Annotated in this window: 13 protein-coding genes and 1 pseudogene; 3 read left to right on the forward strand and 11 right to left on the reverse strand. The window is 38.1% G+C overall.

Annotated features, from left to right (window positions below; all coding sequences use genetic code 11):
* Nucleotides 1-204: 204 nt before the first annotated feature.
* From ACKPBX_RS02025 to ACKPBX_RS02045, 5 genes are all read right to left on the reverse strand, one after another.
* Nucleotides 205-1,509, reverse strand: coding sequence for an McrC family protein (locus tag ACKPBX_RS02025; RefSeq protein ID WP_319995840.1), 1,305 nt, complete (start codon nt 1,507-1,509; stop codon nt 205-207).
* Nucleotides 1,506-3,335: an McrB family protein gene (locus ACKPBX_RS02030; protein WP_319995841.1), complete on the reverse strand. Its 1,830-nt coding sequence runs from the start codon at nt 3,333-3,335 to the stop codon at nt 1,506-1,508. Before ACKPBX_RS02030 ends, ACKPBX_RS02025 begins: the two co-directional genes overlap by 4 nt.
* A gap of 34 nt (nt 3,336-3,369) precedes the next feature.
* Nucleotides 3,370-5,523, reverse strand: coding sequence for a DEAD/DEAH box helicase (locus ACKPBX_RS02035; RefSeq protein ID WP_319995842.1), 2,154 nt, complete (start codon nt 5,521-5,523; stop codon nt 3,370-3,372).
* Nucleotides 5,524-5,625: 102 nt separating this feature from the next.
* On the reverse strand, nt 5,626-6,378 hold the full coding sequence (locus tag ACKPBX_RS02040) for a hypothetical protein (RefSeq protein ID WP_319995843.1): 753 nt from the start codon (nt 6,376-6,378) through the stop codon (nt 5,626-5,628).
* 35 nt (nt 6,379-6,413) lie between these two features.
* The gene (locus ACKPBX_RS02045; protein WP_319995844.1) at nt 6,414-9,575 is read right to left on the reverse strand and encodes a type I restriction endonuclease subunit R; all 3,162 of its coding nucleotides are present in this window, start codon (nt 9,573-9,575) and stop codon (nt 6,414-6,416) included.
* Nucleotides 9,576-9,749: 174 nt separating this feature from the next.
* On the opposite strand from ACKPBX_RS02045, the pseudogene ACKPBX_RS02050 reads away from it, so the two are divergent.
* Nucleotides 9,750-10,877, forward strand: a pseudogene (locus ACKPBX_RS02050) (restriction endonuclease subunit S); the annotation flags it as partial.
* Between the two features lie 82 nt (nt 10,878-10,959).
* Nucleotides 10,960-11,889 carry a site-specific integrase gene (locus tag ACKPBX_RS02055; RefSeq protein WP_319995845.1) on the forward strand — a complete coding sequence of 310 codons (930 nt, stop codon included), beginning with the start codon at nt 10,960-10,962 and terminating at the stop codon, nt 11,887-11,889.
* A gap of 28 nt (nt 11,890-11,917) precedes the next feature.
* On the opposite strand, the gene ACKPBX_RS02060 is transcribed toward ACKPBX_RS02055, so the two are convergent.
* Genes ACKPBX_RS02060 through ACKPBX_RS02070 form a run of 3 tightly spaced genes read right to left on the reverse strand, consistent with a single transcriptional unit; the run spans nt 11,918 to nt 16,555 of the window.
* The gene (locus ACKPBX_RS02060; RefSeq protein WP_319995846.1) at nt 11,918-13,102 is read right to left on the reverse strand and encodes a restriction endonuclease subunit S; all 1,185 of its coding nucleotides are present in this window, start codon (nt 13,100-13,102) and stop codon (nt 11,918-11,920) included.
* Entirely contained in the window at nt 13,102-14,688 is a 1,587-nt protein-coding gene (locus ACKPBX_RS02065) for a type I restriction-modification system subunit M (RefSeq protein WP_319995847.1), read from the reverse strand. Before ACKPBX_RS02065 ends, ACKPBX_RS02060 begins: the two co-directional genes overlap by 1 nt.
* Nucleotides 14,689-14,743: 55 nt before the next feature.
* Nucleotides 14,744-16,555: an AAA family ATPase gene (locus ACKPBX_RS02070; RefSeq protein WP_319995848.1), complete on the reverse strand. Its 1,812-nt coding sequence runs from the start codon at nt 16,553-16,555 to the stop codon at nt 14,744-14,746.
* 325 nt (nt 16,556-16,880) lie between these two features.
* On the opposite strand from ACKPBX_RS02070, the gene ACKPBX_RS02075 reads away from it, so the two are divergent.
* A complete protein-coding gene (locus tag ACKPBX_RS02075; RefSeq protein ID WP_319995849.1) occupies nt 16,881-17,012 on the forward strand; it encodes a hypothetical protein in 132 nt (43 codons plus the stop codon).
* 108 nt (nt 17,013-17,120) lie between these two features.
* Here the strand turns inward: ACKPBX_RS02075 and ACKPBX_RS02080 are convergent, their stop codons facing one another.
* The 3 genes from ACKPBX_RS02080 to ACKPBX_RS02090 all read right to left on the reverse strand — a co-directional run bounded on the left by ACKPBX_RS02080 (nt 17,121) and on the right by ACKPBX_RS02090 (nt 19,309).
* Entirely contained in the window at nt 17,121-17,933 is an 813-nt protein-coding gene (locus ACKPBX_RS02080) for a Cof-type HAD-IIB family hydrolase (RefSeq protein ID WP_319995850.1), read from the reverse strand.
* Nucleotides 17,930-18,691 (reverse strand): DeoR/GlpR family DNA-binding transcription regulator, encoded by a 762-nt coding sequence (locus ACKPBX_RS02085; RefSeq protein ID WP_319995851.1) that lies wholly within the window; start codon nt 18,689-18,691, stop codon nt 17,930-17,932. Before ACKPBX_RS02085 ends, ACKPBX_RS02080 begins: the two co-directional genes overlap by 4 nt.
* 126 nt (nt 18,692-18,817) lie before the next feature.
* Nucleotides 18,818-19,309 (reverse strand): hypothetical protein, encoded by a 492-nt coding sequence (locus tag ACKPBX_RS02090; RefSeq protein WP_319995852.1) that lies wholly within the window; start codon nt 19,307-19,309, stop codon nt 18,818-18,820.
* Nucleotides 19,310-19,349 lie beyond the last annotated feature (40 nt).

Consider the following 19,349-nt stretch of genomic DNA (forward strand, 5'->3'; position numbering starts at 1 on the left):
AAATATATATTCAGATTACATTCGAAAGATACTACAAATTCTGAGTATATTTATGTGACAAAGTTGGAAATATTCAGCAATTACTTTGAATACACAGACCAAAATGAATAGATAAAGATTCAGCAATAGAATGTTTATGGCTGATATGCATTACACATTTCAATTATCCATTACCTTACAGACAAATTTCTTCTTGCGTTTGCATCAACTTGTAAACTGCCCTATTAGCATCCTTTTAATTTGCCCATCAACATCCCCATACAAGTCAAGATACCGCACATCAACCTGCACACCATTAGTATCAGGTATGTCAGTTAAACTGTGAAATTCCGTCGGCAGAAATTCTTTGCTGTATGGGTAAATCAAAACTACCTTTTGAACATTCTCGCCTTTATGGCTATACCGTGTATGGTACGCATACATCTGATACAAGTCGGCTTGAGCTGGGCCATCCGCCTTTAGTACTTTCCATTTCGTGTCTGCAATCACGGTTGTTTCATCGGATCGAATGACAATGTCGGGTCGCAAACGATAGGAGCTGCTCTGTTTCCCATGCTCATCAAATAACCAATTTTTCCTATCCTGCAGCGAAACATTGTAGTCACTCAACTTTTTGCTTACCAAATCAGACACGTAAGCTTCAAAAATTTTGTCCATAGGAAAAAGCAAGGCGAAAGCCATGCTGCTGCCTTTAAACGAAGTGAAGGATTGCTTTGCTAGTATGATTTCACACCATTGTAGCGCCTGAGTGTAGTATTGAAAGTTTCGGCCAAGTTTGATTCGCTGAAAACCTTGGTCAACGTTATGCAAAATCGTTACTTGATTGAAGTAAATCAGTTGTTCCCGGATCAGACGCTGATTGTTGAAATCTGAAGAAATATGTAGAAGATATTCCAACGCTGTCCGGATTAATCGGTTTTCTGGGCAATTAATCATGAATTCATCGTGATGATTGTAAAATCGCGCTTTGTTTACTAGGTTGTGTTGTATCTGCTGCTTCATCAGCAATTTCCCTTTTAAGAATGCCTCGTTCTCTTCCACACCGATATAAGCAGACTTAAGCCCTTGCTTGATGATGCTGTCTACTTCACCCAAGAACATCCGGATAAAAACCTCAAACAGGTTGGTATTAGCTGTATCCAGATGTGCCATGGAAAATGTTCTGCCGTCAATATTTTTGACTGCACCCAACATCTTCAGAAAAAGTTTCCGGACATCGTTATCCTTTTTGCTAGACTCATTCTTTCCATGGATTTTGGGCAAAATTTCAATCGTCAAGCCAGATTTCGTTTGCAGGACACCAACGTAATTATTCGCTTGCACGCCAAGACGGATCGGTCTGAGAAAATTATCGAGTGAAGAATCCGCCCCATCGTCATTAACGGTGTTGCCCTCATCAATGAAAGTCTTCAGCTCTTCGATATCTTTTTTAGTTACCTTTACACCTTCATAGTCAGCCCCTGCATATAGGCGACCATATTCAGTGATTGTAACGACTCGATTCTTCATGATTCATTCGCTTCTTTATGAATAAGGACTCCTGACAGGAACTTTTTAAACTCCTCATCACTTGCAGTAGCTTTCAGAGCATATTTATTTTCACTGTTGCTGAAGAAACCATCTGACAGCTTAGTGTCGAATAATTTGTGTACCGATGTTTCCTTTTCAGTTATGTAAATACCATTTTTGTCATTGAGTACTGCTCTTATTTTTCGGAAATCATCGTAAAAATACTCCTGCAGCAACGGAATGATTTTATTCTCAAAAGTTCTTTTCACATCAGCAAGTGTACTGTTGTTCATGAAGAAAGCATGTCCCAATGTATGCTCCCGGTCGTAAAGATAAGCAATTCGTTCATTCATCGCATCCAAAATGTCAGCCAAATTGAATCCTTCGATGCTTCCAGATTCCCCTACTTTTTCACGGATCAAGCCGCTGTCCGGCATCATTTCAACAAAATCAAATCGACGGCGCAAAGCGGTATCCATCATCGAAAGTGATCGATCAGCGGTATTCATTGTTCCCAAAATGTACACATTCTTAGGGATTCCAAACTGATCTCCAGAATAAGGCAACGTTACCGTAATTGCCTCAGCTGCACCAATTCTTTTCTCAGGTTCGATCAAGGTGATCAACTCACCGAAAATTTTGCTGATATTCCCGCGGTTAATTTCATCAATCACGAACAAGAAATTATTGTCAGTCCCATTTTCCAGATCCTCTTCTGCTCTTTCACAGAAATTCCGGAACACGCCTTTTTTCACTTCATATTGGATACTGCCATCTACAGTTTCAGCACGAATTCCTTCAATGAAATCTTCATACCCATATGATTGATGAAAGGTTACGAACTGGTAGTAATAATCCTTTGTCTGACCTATTTCTTTAGCATTCGAAAAAACTTCTTCTGCCTCAATCTTTCCGGCATCTGTCAAAGCCCATCTGTCTTTGATTCGCTCGAAAAGATCTCTCCCGTTTCGATAAGTTGATGTTGTTGAATCCTCTGTGGCATGCTCGATTACTGTTGTACTGAGTGTGCCGTAAATCGATTTGCTTTTTTTAGTTTTGGCGTAAGCACGAACCACTTCAGTATTCTCAATCTCCTTAACTGACAACGCTTCAAAATTCCTTTCCTTATAAGCCAAGTAAATGGCCTCTCTCCAGGATAACCCTTCAAAATTGTAGAGCTGTTCCGAAGCTGATTGATTCAAAAGCAAAGTATCTTTGTACGTTTTCACAGCGTATGTCTTACCAGTTCCAGGAGGACCGTATAGAATCGTATTTAATCCAATTATCTGAAAATCTTCCTGGGTAGGTTCTACTTTTTGCGAGTTGTCTTTTGGATGTGTTCTCTTGTGTCTATTTTTTTGTTGTTCTGAATATTGGATCCTTATTTCGTCACTTGGACTACCATATAAATTTAACAATCCTTGTGCCAACATAACGTCATCAATACCCGCAAAACTTCCATAGCAGATTACCTCGCCAAATTTTTCTATTTCTCTGATGTTAATCCTAGGAGTTGAATGTCTTCTTTTTGTCTCATTTTTGATATCTTCTCGGCTTTCATAAAAACCAATTGCATTTTTGATTTCACTTTCTGGCTTTTTTTCTGAAGCATTCGGATATACGTCTTTGATCGTAATTAGCGAAGGTGTCACTTCTTCAGTCCAATATTGGAGCGCCGCCTCCTCTGAAAGACGTTTCCATGAGAATCTTTTCGTATTTTCGGCTGAAAATTCGTTCCCATTTATTGTAAACTTTGATAATTTTCTATTTTTTAGGTCTTCATAATTCTCAATTAATGGTTTGTTCTTTTTTAAAATTAGTTCCAAATTCAAAACCTTCTTCCGTTGGGAATTAGTGAATCTAAACAGCCTCGACCTGAAGTCTCTCTCTTTCCATATCAACGATCTTTTTGACCATGGATTTTTCAGAAATATCCTTTGCGGCAGCGGTATGATCGGTAATGTATGAATCCTTTGCATAATCATCAAATACTTGTTGTTTAGTATCTAACATCTCCATCATTCGCTCATCGATGCTGTTTTCGGTCAATAGTCGATAGACAAAGACTTTTTGGGTCTGACCCATCCGGTAAGCTCTTGCAATGGCTTGTGTCTCCAATGTAGGTTTAATTTGAGGTTCACAAAAAATAACTATACTGGCTGACTGGATGTTCAAGCCTACTCCGCCTGCTTGTATTTGTGAAACCAACACATGTTTTTGTTCTGAGGATTTAAAGGTGTCTAAAATTTCCTGCCTCTGTGCGGAGGATACAGCTCCCGTTATAGGAGTGAGCGTTTTCTCACCCAGTTCCGTGCATATTGTATTAATGACACTCTTAAAAAAGCTGAAGACAATGACTTTTTTCCCATTGGAAGCTGCTTCTTCGCAAATTTCGATGAGCCGATTCAGTTTGGGGCTTTTCTTTTTTGTTATTCCTTGCCAACCAGCTCGTCGCATCAACATGAATTCTCCGTTTCTGACTGCCTCTCGATAAATTTGGCCCTCTTCTTGACCAAACGACAGCCATTCTTCAACTTGTGTCAATTCAGGGAGTTCAGTCAATACATCTTCCTTATTTCGTCGCAGATAAACGGGTGCAATTCTTTCCTTAAAAATATTGGAGCCTATATACTGCACACTATTCTCCATCTCCCTTGTAATGTCTGGCTGGAGTTTACCAACCAAATTAACCATTTCAGCGAGCCGGTTTTCTAACGGTGTCCCCGTTAAATAAAGTACATTGTCACTTCTTTCAGTCAAACTATAGATAGTCTGCGATCGTTTTGCATCCGGGTTTTTCACGTAATGGGCTTCATCTACAACTAACAAGTCTATTTTATCTAAATTTTCATGTTTCAAACGCTGTATTGTCTCATAAGTTGTAATGGCTACGCCGCCTTCAACTTGCCATTGATTGAAAGCATGTTCTCGACTAGGACCATGAACCAAAAATGGCTTCAATTCGCTATGCTTTTCAATTTCACGCATCCAATTGATTACAATACTAGCTGGACATACAACTATAAAGGCATTTTGACCTCCATACGCAAGATGAGCCATAACAGCTATAGCTTCAATCGTTTTCCCAAGCCCCATCTCATCGCCAATAAGGACTTTTTTTTGTACTATTGCGTATTTTGCTCCAAAATCCTGCCACCCGCGCAGTTTAACCTTTAATTTTTCTACCATTAATTCAGTATTTTCTATTTTCTCGATAATTTCTGCAGATAAGGAATGAGCTGGATGATTTTTTTCAAGACCAATACTGAAGTATGGTTCTAAAACTGCATAATAACGTGCTGCATTATTCTTAAAATCATCCCAAATTTCTTCTTCTGAAAAAGTTTGAATTTCCGACAGTTCTTTACGTAGCTGCTTCGTTTGTTCCCCGTATTTTTGGTTGAATGATTGGATTAATTCTAGATCAACTGCAAAAACAGCTTTTTTATCTGCAGACTTAAAAAACCATTCAAGCGTCCAACTCCATTTGGGATTGACGATTCGGATCTTATCATCTATATATCCATTAAAGTATTGCGAAATCGCAAAAGCTTCTTCACTTATGCCTTTTTCCTTGTCTATCGGATAAACAGATTGTAATAATTTAGTATGTGATGGATCTTTGCGCTCTACATCAAAACGGATGGATAAGTTTTTCGCTAATTCATTTTTATAGTTGCTCAGAGAATGCTGAATTACATCCTCCGTCCGATCGCCGATGCCATCGATTCCTCTAGCGTCTGTAATTCGCTGCTGCAATTGATGGACATTTGTTATCCCGTTCCTTTGCAATGTAGACAGTTTAATTCCTGGATACGCATTTGCGAAGTTTTCAATTGCTGTATTACCGAATGCTTCTCTGATTGTTTCCTCTTTTACGTATGAAATGCATTTCTTCAAATCATTTTGTTTCCGACTAAATTGTATTTGCAAATCGTTAGCTTCAGCATAAATTCCTTTCGCTTTAGCAATCGCTCTCAAAACATCTGTCTTTTTGGGTTTAATGAGGGTCATCTATTATCCTCCTCGTAAAAAAATAAAAAACGTATGATTCAACAGTGTATCTCTTGGATTAATCTTCTGCTGAATCTTTGTTTTAAAGAAGTAAAGCCTTCACTAATAGCCTATGACTTCCTTGTTCACTGCCGTAATGACTTCTTTGGGGATGGTTTCGATTTCAAGCAAATAAACAGTATTCAGTCTTGGATTAAAGATACCTAGTTTATTTAGAGATTGAAATTCATCATGAATCGAGTTTATTCCCATCAGATAATAAACAAGCAGTTGAAGCGTGTGTTGAGGTTTGATATTAGCTTTTAAAACTTTAAAATCCCATAAGGTATCTGCCGTCAGAAAGTCGCCATCTCCTGATGTAATTTTGTCTGTATAACCCCCAGGAAAAGTAAAAGAATCAAGTGTCATTGGTCCATACTCGTCAAAAAAGTTAAGGCTTCTTGTCACCATTTCTTTGACGTTAAAGAGAGTATCCTCATTTGGAACTAGCATGGTATCCTCGGGGATGAAGCCGCTTCGTAATACCGAATCATATTTCACGAGATTGATTGCTGCGGTGATTGATTCATCATCCAAATCATAAATTTGGTCTGCTAATATTTTTGCAAGCATTAATTTATTCGCTCTATTTGCACCCATCAAAGATATTTTAAATGCTTCTTTTGCGCCCGCGCTGGGATTCAGCATAAGCCTAGTCAAGTAATCTACGGTTATTCCAATTAGATTTGGCGGAATATTTTCTGAAGGTTTAAGTTCATTGGATGATGTTAATTCCTTTGACGAAAATGATTTGGTTGGTATATAACCACCCCTTGGTTGTTTAATTTGCTCAATTCTTTTTGTGACTGAAACCATGCTGTTTCCCCCTCTTTAATGTCGCAAACTTTTTGTTATCTCAACTCATTCTCTAACGGCATCACAACTTCATCCAGCACTTTCCGCCATTCACGTTTCATTTCTGGACCGTATTGAAATTTCTTAGTATTAGGGTTAAGTTTCTTGTACTCTTCGAAATTTAGACTGTCGATGATGCTGCCAATATTTGGAATAGGATCCATACCCACCACATACTGGACGGCAGAAGAGTGCAATTGCGTAACGGATACAAACCAACTATTCGCAAAATCTGCAACCCTGGTATTTTTGGCAATTGTAAAGTAATGTCTTTTCAGCGCAAAGATATCTTCTTCAGGGTCAACCTTTTTCGAGTCAATATCATTCAAAATCGCACGGTATACTTCTCGCACAATCTCGGATTTATTCAACTTCTGCATGGCCTTCTCTATATCATCACGTACGTTTTTATTGTGCGCGGAATAGGTGTTTAAAAGCTGATCGATATAGGTTGAATCGATATCATAGAGTTTGATTGGGTTATCTGAATAGAATTCGATTTCTGATAAACCAGTTGGATGAATTGGGTCAATAGGTCCTGGGTCAACAAGGGAACCTTTTATCGTGTGGTAAAGCCCCAAGTTTTCTTCTAAGACCATCACTTGTTCCTTCAATATTTTAGACTTTTCCATATCGTCATTGTAATCATCATAGGTCACAAGGGCTTCGAATGAATTATTCAGTTCCTGGAAGGCTTTGACAAACTCAATTCTTTGTTCCAACGAAGACTCAACATTAATATCCGGATGTTCTGAAATGAAGCCAGTGAGTCGTTTGTGCCCCTTGTTGAATTTTTTTCTGGATTTTTCGTAAGTCGGATAAATAAGATCCGTTTCTTCCTTCGCTTCCGAGTAGAGCCTGGTTGCTTCAGCGACATTCTTTTCCATCGTGTGCGGTTTTCGGAACGAAACGATCAATCCTTTTGTTTTGTTTGGATATGTCCGATTAGTACGGGAAAAAGCCTGGATCAAATTGGCATAACTCAGATTTCGATCGACAAATAAAGTCTGGATTGTTGGCGCATCAAAGCCAGTCAATAACCTATCCACTACAATGACCAGGTCGACCTGTTTGCCGAACTCTTTGAATTCCGCTCTTTTACGAGCAAGTCGATTGTTGATGTCTCCGTTGTATCGGTCGATATCGTCGATTGCCCAAGCTGATTTGTAGTACTGGTTATAGTCCTTGATAATTTTCTTCATTTCTTTTTGGTTATCGGCTGAGTCTACTTCGTTTTCTTGCAGTGAATACGTAATCGCGATTCTTGGGAAATCAGAGTCCTCAATCGTACGACCGGTCCGGATTGGATGTTCGGCAAATTCCCGCTGAATCCAATTGGGCTCTTTTGTCATTGCCTTAATAGCATGGTAATATTTTTTCGCCATATCAATCGAACTGGTCGTCAAAATAGCTGACTTTTGCGGACGGCCATTTTGGAAATCGAATTTAACATAAGCATTATCGGGACGGAATATCTTGTGCAGCACTTTTTGGATGTGCTCATCCCGTTCATAAACAGATGCATCCAGATAGTCTTCTTTCTCTACCGCTGGCATCTGATCAATCAAATCATTGATCCCGTCAACACTATAACTAGCATACTTCTCATTCACCTTAAGCTGATTGAAAATATGGTTATTCAATGTTGTCTGCTGGATTGTATCCTCATGCTCAACCTGAAATCCAAGAACAGCGTTGTCATCCAACGCATTTTTTATCGTGTAGGTATGCAACTGCTCTCCGTATTGATCATGAGTCGTACGGGCAAGTTGACCCTTGGCTTGCTTTTTGTTCTCTTCAAAAATTGGGGTTCCCGTGAAACCAAACCAAGTGGAATTAGGGAAAAACTTTTTGATTTCATCCATCCCCTCAGCACTCAACGCGCGATGACATTCATCTACGACAAAAACAATGTGCTGTCCCAATAACTTCTTGAATCGCTCTACGTTCTTGTTTTCTTTTTGTTTCTGAGCGTGACGCAAAGCTGACTCCAGTTTTTGACGTGTCGTGATGATCACCGTGTTGTTATTGGTGTCAGACAACAGTGTCTTACTTAGTTCCTTGGAACTGCCTGTTCCAACAATCAGGCTATTTGCTCGTACATTCCCAGAAGATATCCCCGTGTTGAATTCAGAAGCAAATTTTGTAAACTCGCTGGTCGTTTGATTGTCCAAGTCCTTGCGGTCTATCAGCATGATCGTCCGATCGACACCCGGCTTGCGTGCCAGCAATTTTGTAGACACGAAGCTGGTCAGTGTTTTACCAGAGCCCGTCGCATGCCAAATAAATCCGGATTTATGCTTCATTGCAGATGTAAACAATGCCTCAATCGCATGGATTTGATACGGATGCAATACCATCAATACCTTGTTATCATTGTCTTCGCTGACGATTGTATAGTGCGCAATCAATCGATGCGCATCCGGAATATTGAGTACTTGCTTCACAAATTCATATATATTTTCAACTTTGCGGTTATCGGTGGTTCTCCAGCTGAACAGGAATTTTCGGTCCATATTCTTTGGTAGCGCATTCGCAAAATAGCGAGTCGTGTGTTCATTTGAAATCACAAACAGCTGCAGCGTCGAAAAGATGTTATTCCGAAACATGCCTTCTTCAGCATACTTTTTAATTTGATTGAATGCCTGATAGTAGCCATCTTTCGCGCCTGCTTGTTTCAATTCGATTTGAACAATAGGCAGCCCATTGATCAATAAGGTCACGTCAAATCTACGTTCCCTATCATCGATGTCTGACTTGCGTTTAGCAATTTGATTAACCACCTCATAAGTGGAAATCCCCCCGCCAATGTCCTGGTTTGAATATAAAATCAATGACATCGAGCCCAAAGATACCTCTTCACGATCAATGGTAATGCGCGCAATACCATTTTCGCCCTTCAACCACTTTGCCGCATGGAATGGCGTCTTAGTGTGCAACAACAGTTCTATTTTTATCGAATCAAATTCCTTATCCGTAATCGGATTCTCGCCGATTTCGGATAAGTTATTTTGGGTAATTTTCCGGCGTAGATTCTGCCATAAATCCTCTTCTGATTTTAGGTCACTGCGATAGTTCCACTGATTATGTCCCTCACCCAGAACCTGAATCAGATTTTCTTCAATTGTTGCCTCATCATTTCTCGGAATTTTGCACATAAGCTTCCCACCTAAACTATATACTTAATTCCCCCACAAATTATCTATTAAATTATATCACGATTGTTTCATTTAATGTGGTATTTCTGAGTATTGAGTATTGAGTGTTGAGCGTGGGAACAGCGTAAGTTAGGTGAATTAGCATCCTTTTCAAAGGGAACTGGATACACTAAAGGAGATTTAAAGGCTATAGGGAAACCGATAATACTCTATGGACGGTTATACACCAAGTATGAAACGGTTATAGAAAATGTCGACACATTTGTAGATGAAAAAGAAAAGTCTGTAATAAGTGCTGGAAACGAAGTAATCGTTCCCGCTTCAGGAGAGACGTCAGAAGATATTTCAAGAGCATCAGTAGTGGCAAAACCGGGAATCATCCTTGGTGGAGATTTAAATATTGTCAAACCTAATACAGAAATTAACCCGTCATTTCTAGCTCTGACAATTTCAAATGGTAGACAACAAAAGGAATTAAGTAAAAAAGCGCAAGGGAAATCGGTTGTTCATTTACATAATTCGGATTTAAAAGAAGTAAATCTGGTATACCCTCAGAAGGAAGAACAATCTAAAATCGGGAATTTCTTCAAGCACCTTGACGATACTATCGCTCTTCATCTTTGTAAGCAACACCAATTAGAGGCATTGAAACAAAGCTTGATAAAAGATATACTCCCCCAAAATGATTCTGTTATCCCACGCCTTAGGTTTGCTGGTTTTTCTGATTCATGGGAACAGCGCAAGTTAGGAGATTTGGCTGAGAGCTTTGAATATGGTTTAAATGCAAGTGCCACTATTTATGATGGAGAAAATAAATATATACGCATTACAGATATCGATGAATCAAGCCATCTATTTTTACAGAAGAACTTAACTTCTCCAGATACGGATTTATCCAACGCTAACAATTATCTGCTTGAAACAGGGGACTTATTATTTGCGAGAACTGGTGCAAGTGTTGGTAAATCCTATCAATACAATATTAGCGATGGAAAGGTGTATTTTGCTGGTTTTCTTATCCGCGCTAGAATCAGGCCAGAGGTTAACTCTAACTTTATTTTTCAAAATACATTCACTTCAAATTATCAGAATTTTATAAAAATTACCTCTCAAAGATCTGGACAACCTGGAGTAAATGCGCAAGAATACGCTACATTTGATTTAGTTATTCCTTCGAAAAAAGAGCAAGACCAGCTTGGAAGTTACTTCGAACAGCTCGATAAAACTATCAAGCTTCAGCAATGTAAGCTCGAGAAGTTAATAGAATTGAAGCACGTGCTATTAGGAAAGATGTTCCTCTAGTTAATTTTTGCAGTAACCAGAAAACCTCCTGATAATAAAGTGATGACATGTTCATCAAATTTATTATCAGGAGGTTTTTATTTTGGTTAGAAAGAACAAATCAGATCAGTTGTTTTACAAGTACTTTGAGGAATGGATTGAGTTATACAAAGTAGGCGCAGTTCGGGATGTTACTTTGAACAAATACAATATGTCATTGCAAAGGGTTAATGAACTGGCGCCAAGTTTAAAAGTTGGAGAGATGGACAGAAGAAAATACCAGCAACTATTGAATGATTACGCAATTACGCATGAGAAACAAACCACAATGGATTTTCATCATCAATTAAAAGGAGCTATACTTGATGCGGTTGATGAGGGATTGATTGATACTAATCCAACGCGAAAAATCATCATCAAGGGTAAAAAGCCCAAAGAGAAGCGGACGAAATTTTTAAATCAGTTTGAAATTCAGGCACTGTTAAGGAAATTAGATTTGACACAAGAAATAAGTTGGGATTGGTTTATCTTATTAGTTGCAAAAACAGGCCTTCGCTTTTCCGAGGCATTGGCGCTTACTCCGAATGACTTCGATTTTTCGAAACAGAAGCTAAGTATCACTAAAACTTGGAATTATAAAGGAACCAAAGGTGAGTTCCAGCCAACGAAGAATGAGTCTTCTAAAAGAACACTTCAAATTGATTGGCAGACAGCTATGCAATTCTCTCAGCTTATTAAACACCTGGATGCTGATAAGCCAATTTTCGTGAAGAGCAGAGTCTTTAATTCCACTATAAATTATCGCCTGAAAGTACTCTGCACAAATGCGAACATCCCAATCATCACAATCCACAGTTTGAGACATACTCATGCTTCATTATTATTGTTTGCTGGTGTGTCGATTGCGAGCGTTGCCACTAGATTAGGACACTCAAGCATGACCACTACCCAAGAAACCTATCTCCACATCATTCAAGAACTAGAAAATCAAGACAACGAGAAGATCATGAAGCATTTGGCTTTGTTGATATGAACTAAAAAAGGCACCTTGTGTGCCTTTTTTAAATGAACATTTTGTTGAGTAAAGTTCTTTTTAAGGAGTGTATATTGTCAATTTTTTGTTGATGATGAAAAATTGTCTCATCTAATTGTTTGAAAAACGATCCAATCTTTTGCTGCTCTTCTAAAGATGGAAACGTTCTAGTAACTTTTTCAATAACTGCTTTAGATAAACTGGGAACCCCAGTTGATTCATCCATAGTTTTCCAATTAATACTTTGGGTTAATGTAAATAAAAAATATATATCATGGTTTGGGAGCGGTGTCAGATAAAATAATGTATCTACAGTCCAAAATGGAGCTTTTAAATATTGTGGCTTATCAATTGTTCCTTTACGACCAAGTCCAATACCATCAACGTTTGATAGTTTACCATCGACAGATAACATATATCCTCCAGTTCCATATACAGGAATGTCACCTTCATTCAAATGCTTGTAATCTCTTCCCGAATTAATCTTAAGAACCTCTTTTAACTGATGATGTTCCCAAGGCTTAATGAAGTTTGCAAACCTAAGGCGTGGGATAACAGAATCATTTTGGGGGAGTATATCTTTTATCAAGCTTTGTTTCAATGCCTCTAATTGGTGTTGCTTACAAAGATGAAGAGCGATAGTATCGTCAATCAAATTGAAGAAATTACCAACTCGTTTTTGTTCGTCAATTTCTAACGGAATAGTTACATCTAGTTTTGCAAATTCTTTCATTCCAATTCCTTTTGCTGTTCCTCCGGAAGCATTAGCTTGCAATTTATTCTGAAATAAGGGAGTTCTTAACAATTGAGCTAAAAAATTATTATTTAAGTTATCAGGATTAGTTTTAAATCCAACCGCTCTTTGGTTTAAAATATATCCATCATCATCAGGTATTTGGGCAACATTACCTAAAGGAGCCTCTGTTGTAAAAATCACATCTCCTTTTTCTAATCTTTCAAATCCCATCCATCTTTCAAATAATGCTTGATTCCCACATTTAGCATCAACTGCTTTATCAATGTACCCATCTTTCACATTTAATGCAGACAAAACTAAATATCCAGTACTTTCCCACTTCATTCCAAATTTTGTAGGGCTTTTCCCTCTGTAATCCAACACTTTATCAATCTCACCGATTAACTTACGCTGTTCCCAATCTTCAACAAAGCCTTCGAATCGCAGTTCCGGGACTCTTTTTTCCGTTTCAGTCATTACCGAAACACCGCCTTTGTGGCCTCGATAATATCACGGGTTTCATCGGTCACCGCTAGTTCGTCGAGCATTGAAAGGAAATCATTTTCGGCTTCTTTGATTTGCTGATTGAGAGACACTAGCTCTTTTCCTAGCTCAACAATATCGATCTCTTCCTGTTCCTCGAATGTATCAACATAACGTGGAATATTTAAGTTGAAGTCATTTTCTTTGATTTCATCGAAGCTGGCAACGTACGCGTACTTCTCAACGTTTACTCTATTTTGATAGGTTTCGACAACTTTATCGATGTTCTCTAGCGACAGCTTATTCTGGTTCTTGCCTTTGATAAATTCTTTGCTAGCGTCAATAAACAGAACATCGCGTGTCGTACGGTTTTTCTTCAAAATAATGACTGTAGTAGGAATTGAAGTTCCAAAGAACAGATTAGCTGGCAACCCAATTACTGTATCAATGCTGCCGTCTTCTAATAGTTTCTTACGAATGACACCCTCTGCTGCACCACGGAACAGAACTCCATGAGGCAGTACAATGGCCATTTTCCCGGAATCTTTCAAGTGGTAAAAGCCGTGTAACAAGAAAGCAAAGTCAGCTTTCGATTTTGGCGCTAGTTTTCCGTATTTATTGAAGCGTGAATCATCCAAAAAAGTATCATCAGCAGTCCATTTTGCTGAATAAGGCGGGTTCATTACAACCGAATCAAAAGTATACGGTTCATCTGTAGGCCAGTCTTTGTTCAGCGTATCGCCATTGCGCAATCGGATATCTTCATTATCGACTCCATGCAAAATAAGATTCATTTTTGCAAGATTGAAGGTAGTCGTGTTCAACTCCTGGCCATGATATTTCACACTTTCAGGAAAGTTTAAGTAATTGCGGATATTCAGCATTAAAGATCCCGATCCCATCGTTGGATCAAATACGCTGAAGAGTTGCTTTTCTTCCTGCCCGATAGCTGCAATTCGCGCCATCATGTCAGATACTTCGTGCGGCGTATAGAATTCGCCCGCCTTTTTCCCTGCTTCAGAGGCAAATTGGCTGATCAGGAATTCATAGGCATCCCCGATAACATCTCCATTATGACCGAGCACATCGACGTTATTCAGTTTTTTTAGAACCTCAGAAATTGTGATATTCCGTTGCTGATCGTCTGCTCCAAGTTTTTTTGATTTTAAATCTACGTCATCAAACAAACCGTTGAACTGGCTATATTTTGTTGAAAGATCTATGAAGGCTTTATTCAGGTCATTCAATTGGAAAATGTTCTGTTTCGCTTCGCTCGTCAAAACATTGAACAAGAAATCAGGTTCGATATCATAGCCAAGAGTGTCCACTAAGGTTTCAATCAAATCACTCTTTGAATCTTCATCTGCCAATAGCTCACGATATAATTGCGTTTGCTTTTCTGGCGTGTTGTATTCCGCTAAAGTCTCGTCAGCTAACTCAACTACTTTTTCCAACAGTTTGTCAGAAAGGTATTTATAGAATATCAATCCTAACAGGTAGTTCTTATATTCTGACGCATCCATTTTGCTGCGCAGATTGTCTGCTGCACTAAATAATTTTGAATTTAACTCGGCTCCCATATAATAAAAATGCTCCTCTATAAATATAATTTTTTAATGTATTACTTATTCAAAATTAACCATGAAGTTTTGCCATTTCATCAAAAAGTGTTGCAAAATTTAGTTTTGTTTCATTTGAAATCACAATATTTTCGTTGTCCATGAAACGAGATAACCTAACTGCATCAATCATTTTTGACTCTGATTTTTTCACTAATTCTTTTTTCAAACCACATAATTCAAAGTCGTTTTTATCTATTAAATCTTCTATTGTTATGTTCTCTCCATTACATACTGAGGATAAATTAATTGTATTAGCCAAACCATATTTCTCACGTGCTTTGGTTTGTTCACGAATTCCCGCTTTGTCATAATCATATAAGCAAACATATCTCATACCCCAACTCCATAATATAAGACCTAGATTGTAAATATTTGAAGCCCCCACCGCAGGGATAAAAACAAATTTATGTTCATCTAAATACTTAGCTATAGCTCGCAAATAAACTGCATCAGTAACACCTTCAGTAATCACATTTATTTTGTCACGATGAATACCAAGTATGTGCTCTTGCGACATTCCTATAGATTTCAATATGGGTGATAAAGATTCTTTTTTAGATGAGTCTAATATTTTTTCGCTAAATACTGAATTAACAATTTCTGTTTCTCCTTTTTTATTTTTCTGAATTACCTTAATATCAGAAATATGATCTTCGCTAATCATGAAGGGAGAGTGAGTGGAATATAATATCTGATAATTGTATGGTAAATTATAAAATAATCTCCTTAACTCTTTCTGAGCATCCACATGCAAATAAACACCAGGTTCGTCGATAACAAATAATAAATTTTCATTCCGTATATTGTTGGACAAAATAGTGATATATAAATTTAAATACCATTTTAAACCATTACTGCGTTCGGAGATATTGATATTCCCTGAAGTACCCTTGACGAAAAATCTCAATGTATTATTTTCAATTCTTACAACTAAAGATACTCTTTCTTGCGGGTAGAACGCATTAAATTGTTTATTTACATTTTCGTTAATCAGTTCGACCAATTCATCAATCAAATCTTGTTTCCTTCCACTATCCCCAGTTAACATCATCTCCTGAAATGTTTGTTCATCGATTCCAACTGCTCTTATAAAATTTACTAGCATGTTACCATGAGTAGATCTTAAGTTATTAAAATCTTCTTTCTTAAATGCATATGTGGAATTTAGATTTTCTTCTTTATAGTAAAATATTTCTGGAAACTTATCATAATAGCGGTTAATATAATTTTGAACAAATTCGAGATTTTGATAAAATTCATTAGAGTCATCATTATTCAATATATGTTTTTTAAGGGAGAACATATATTGAATCTGAGCTTTCCAATTTAAATTATGATTCTCAGATAATTTTTCCAATATTGGAAGAGCTGTATAAAAAATTTGGTTATGAAACTTATGTTGAGCATTGAAGTGAGCAGTCAAAATATCTCTGAGTTTCTCTACTCTAAGTACATATTCCGAACTATCGAAAAATTCCTTTCCGAATCCTGAAGAAATCCTTCCAGTAAATGGTGTATCTTTAGTATTAAATTCAATTTTTGTTCTTTGGCTTTTGACATTGAAATACTCTTTCATTTTTTCATCTATCACAAATGTTATGCTAACTTCTGTAGGCAAATCAAGTTTATTTCTACTTGGAAATCTTATTAAACCTCGAGTAGTATCATTGCTTGAATTCACGTTAATATTTCCAATACAATCTAGCACATTGCTTTTTCCTGATTCATTTTTTCCAATTATTGCCGTTACGTCATTGTGTAACGAGAGAGATTGTTGGTTAGATATTGATTTATAATTAGATATTTCTATTTTTTCAATTCTCATATTTTCACTCCAATCAATAGATGGTTCAGTTTGGCAAAAAATAAACTGATATGAAAACTATAAACAGGCCTACTTGATAGTATAACATGACTATTACAGATTATATTAGACTAAAAACCTTAATTATTCGCACTTCCTTAAAACCTGACTTGAAAAATTATTTCTCTTCACTAACGTTTGATTTTTCGTAAAATCGCTAATTAAATTTAGATAAATATTAATTCAGCATTCCCTCAAAAGCACTTTTGTACATCTAGCACGATTTAGACGATAAGGAAGACGAGCCCAAGAAAATTCAAGTCGTCGCAGGAAACCAAAGCTTTGCGTGCTAGCCAATAAACTGAACCTGAAGTGCGTGTTCCCGGAAGCCGACATCCTGATCCAATGCACTTTGACGGTCGGAAAAAAAGGCAGAGGAAGCATTGCAGATTTTGAAGGGGTTCAATACGGAGGTTAAATGAACAAACTAAAAATAAGCACAAACGTTTAAGTCGTTTGCGCTTATTTTTGAGGAACGATCCAAATATCATTTAATTTTTTTATGCGCTTCCTGAATCCGTTTCGTTTATCCAATACACTTTGCCAATGCATTATAAAAACCACTCTCATCATTCGTCCCAGTTACATAATCAGCTGCTTGTTTTACTTCATCAGGGGCATTGCCCATCGCAATTCCTTTACCAGAGTGTATGATCATCGGCATATCATTAAAATTATCGCCGATTGCTAAAGTATTTGCTAATTCAACACCATATTTTTCACACAAAAAGTGAAGTGCGCCCAGCTTTGATACTTGATTATTGACGATTTCCATATAGGTATCTTTTGATCGGTAGTAAGATATGTTTGATAAGTTCGCCTCCGCTAACTCATCCTCCAGTTTTTGGATGTCATCCGGATTTCCCATGCACAGTATCTTGTGGACAGGTAAATGCTCCTTCAGGAAATCTTCCATTGAGATCGATTCTGGATCCATTTTTGTGATTGCCGCTTCCTGCTTGACCCACTCATCTTTACGTTCAACGTACCACCGCTCGCGGGAATAGATATTGAAGCTTATTTCCGGAAACTTTGTGGATACTGCCCGATAGAGTTGTAATGCGTCCAGTCGCTCCAAAGTCAGGCTGTACAGATCAACAAATGATCCTTCTGTATATTGTGTGATCAGCGCTCCGTTGAAGCAAACCAGTGGTGAAGACAGCTGGACTTCATCGGCGATTGAAGTCATTGCTCCTGGCGGTCTGGCGGATGCCAGAATAATTTTCGTGCCTTGCTTAACCAAGTCCTGAATGATTTGGATGGCTTCGGCTGGAACTTCATGCTTTGAATCTAATAACGTGCCATCTATATCGCTGAATACCAACTCAATTTTTGTCATACCGTTTCCTCCTCAAAGATGATCTCTGTTTGATTTTCGAAATAAGCCTGCTGTTTTGGTGCCAAAACTTTATCTGTAATGAAGCAATCGATGTCCTGGTAATTTGCGCCTTTATACTGCGCTTCTTTGCTGAATTTCTGATTTTCAGCAACCAGCACCACTTGGCGGCTTTGTTTCACCACTTTCTGTTTGATCAAGGCGTTGTTCGCTTCTTTGAAAAAGACGCCCCCTTTCTCCAAACTTGCCGCTCCGATGAAGCAAATGTCAAATTTTATCGCATCCATTTCTTCCAAACTTCGGACTGAAAAGAAAAACCTGTCTTCATGGTTGAACTCTCCGCCCAATAGGTGAACCTTTACTTTAGGATTCATTCCCAATGCAAAAGCATTGTCCAGAGAATGCGTATAAACTGTACACATTTTGTTTAGTTTCTGCGCTGCCAACAATAACGTAGTCGATACATCCAAAAACAGCGTGCTGTTTTCTGGTATTTCTTCCAAAACTTTCTCAGCCATTTTTTCTTTTTCAGGTTTATGTATGCCTGTCCGCTCCCCAAAACTGAGTATCTTCGTTCTGTCTTCAGCTAGCATAATGCCTCCATGCGTACGGACAGCCGTTCCTGTTTTTAGGAATTCCAGGATATCACGACGCGCAGTGTCAGATGAAATCTGGAATGCTTCCATTATCTCTTTTTTGGAAAGTCTTTTTTTCTTCTCCAGCAGCTGTTGGATCTGCTGGATGCGCTCTTCTTGGTACATCTTCCCACCACCTTTAATTGAATTATATAAGCAATTATAAGCATTTGCAAGTTTATCTAAGTGTTAAAAATAATTAAAAACCCAGCACAAACGTTTAGTCGTTTGTGCCGGGTTATTTTTAGACATTCAAATTAAGATTTTATTTTTGAACGAAGAGCTATTCTTCAAAATGACTTTTTCTTCAAGTCCGCGGATCAGGCGGCCTTCTTTGTCATAGACATGGCTTCGAGCTTTTTGGATGTCAGCCATCGCAAGGATAAGCCTGTCGCGTATTGGTTCAGGCAATTCATCGAAAAGGAACGATTCTTTGTTAAGATTGTATTTCCCTCGCAGCGATTCCACTTCTCCGGCTTTCTTCAGTCGGTACGTTCGTTTGGGCAAGGCGCCTTCGATTGTGCGTTTTTCGATCCGATAGACATAGTTTTTGTCGTCGTAGACGATTTCGAGAGCACCGCTGTTGGTGCGGTTGTACTGCACATGCTTGTGATTTTCCTTATGCAGTTCCCACCAGGCTTTGATCCCCGCAATCGCTTCTTCCTCAGTTTTATAGCTGCCGTGTTCCTTACGAATGTTGCCGATACGATTCTGCCAATAGTTGGTATACACTGTTTGACTCATACAATCCGCCCTTTCGATAATGTTGTAATCGCTATCATTG

Source organism: Trichococcus shcherbakoviae, from assembly GCF_963666195.1.
In the GTDB taxonomy this organism is placed as follows: Bacteria; Bacillota; Bacilli; order Lactobacillales; family Aerococcaceae; genus Trichococcus; species Trichococcus shcherbakoviae.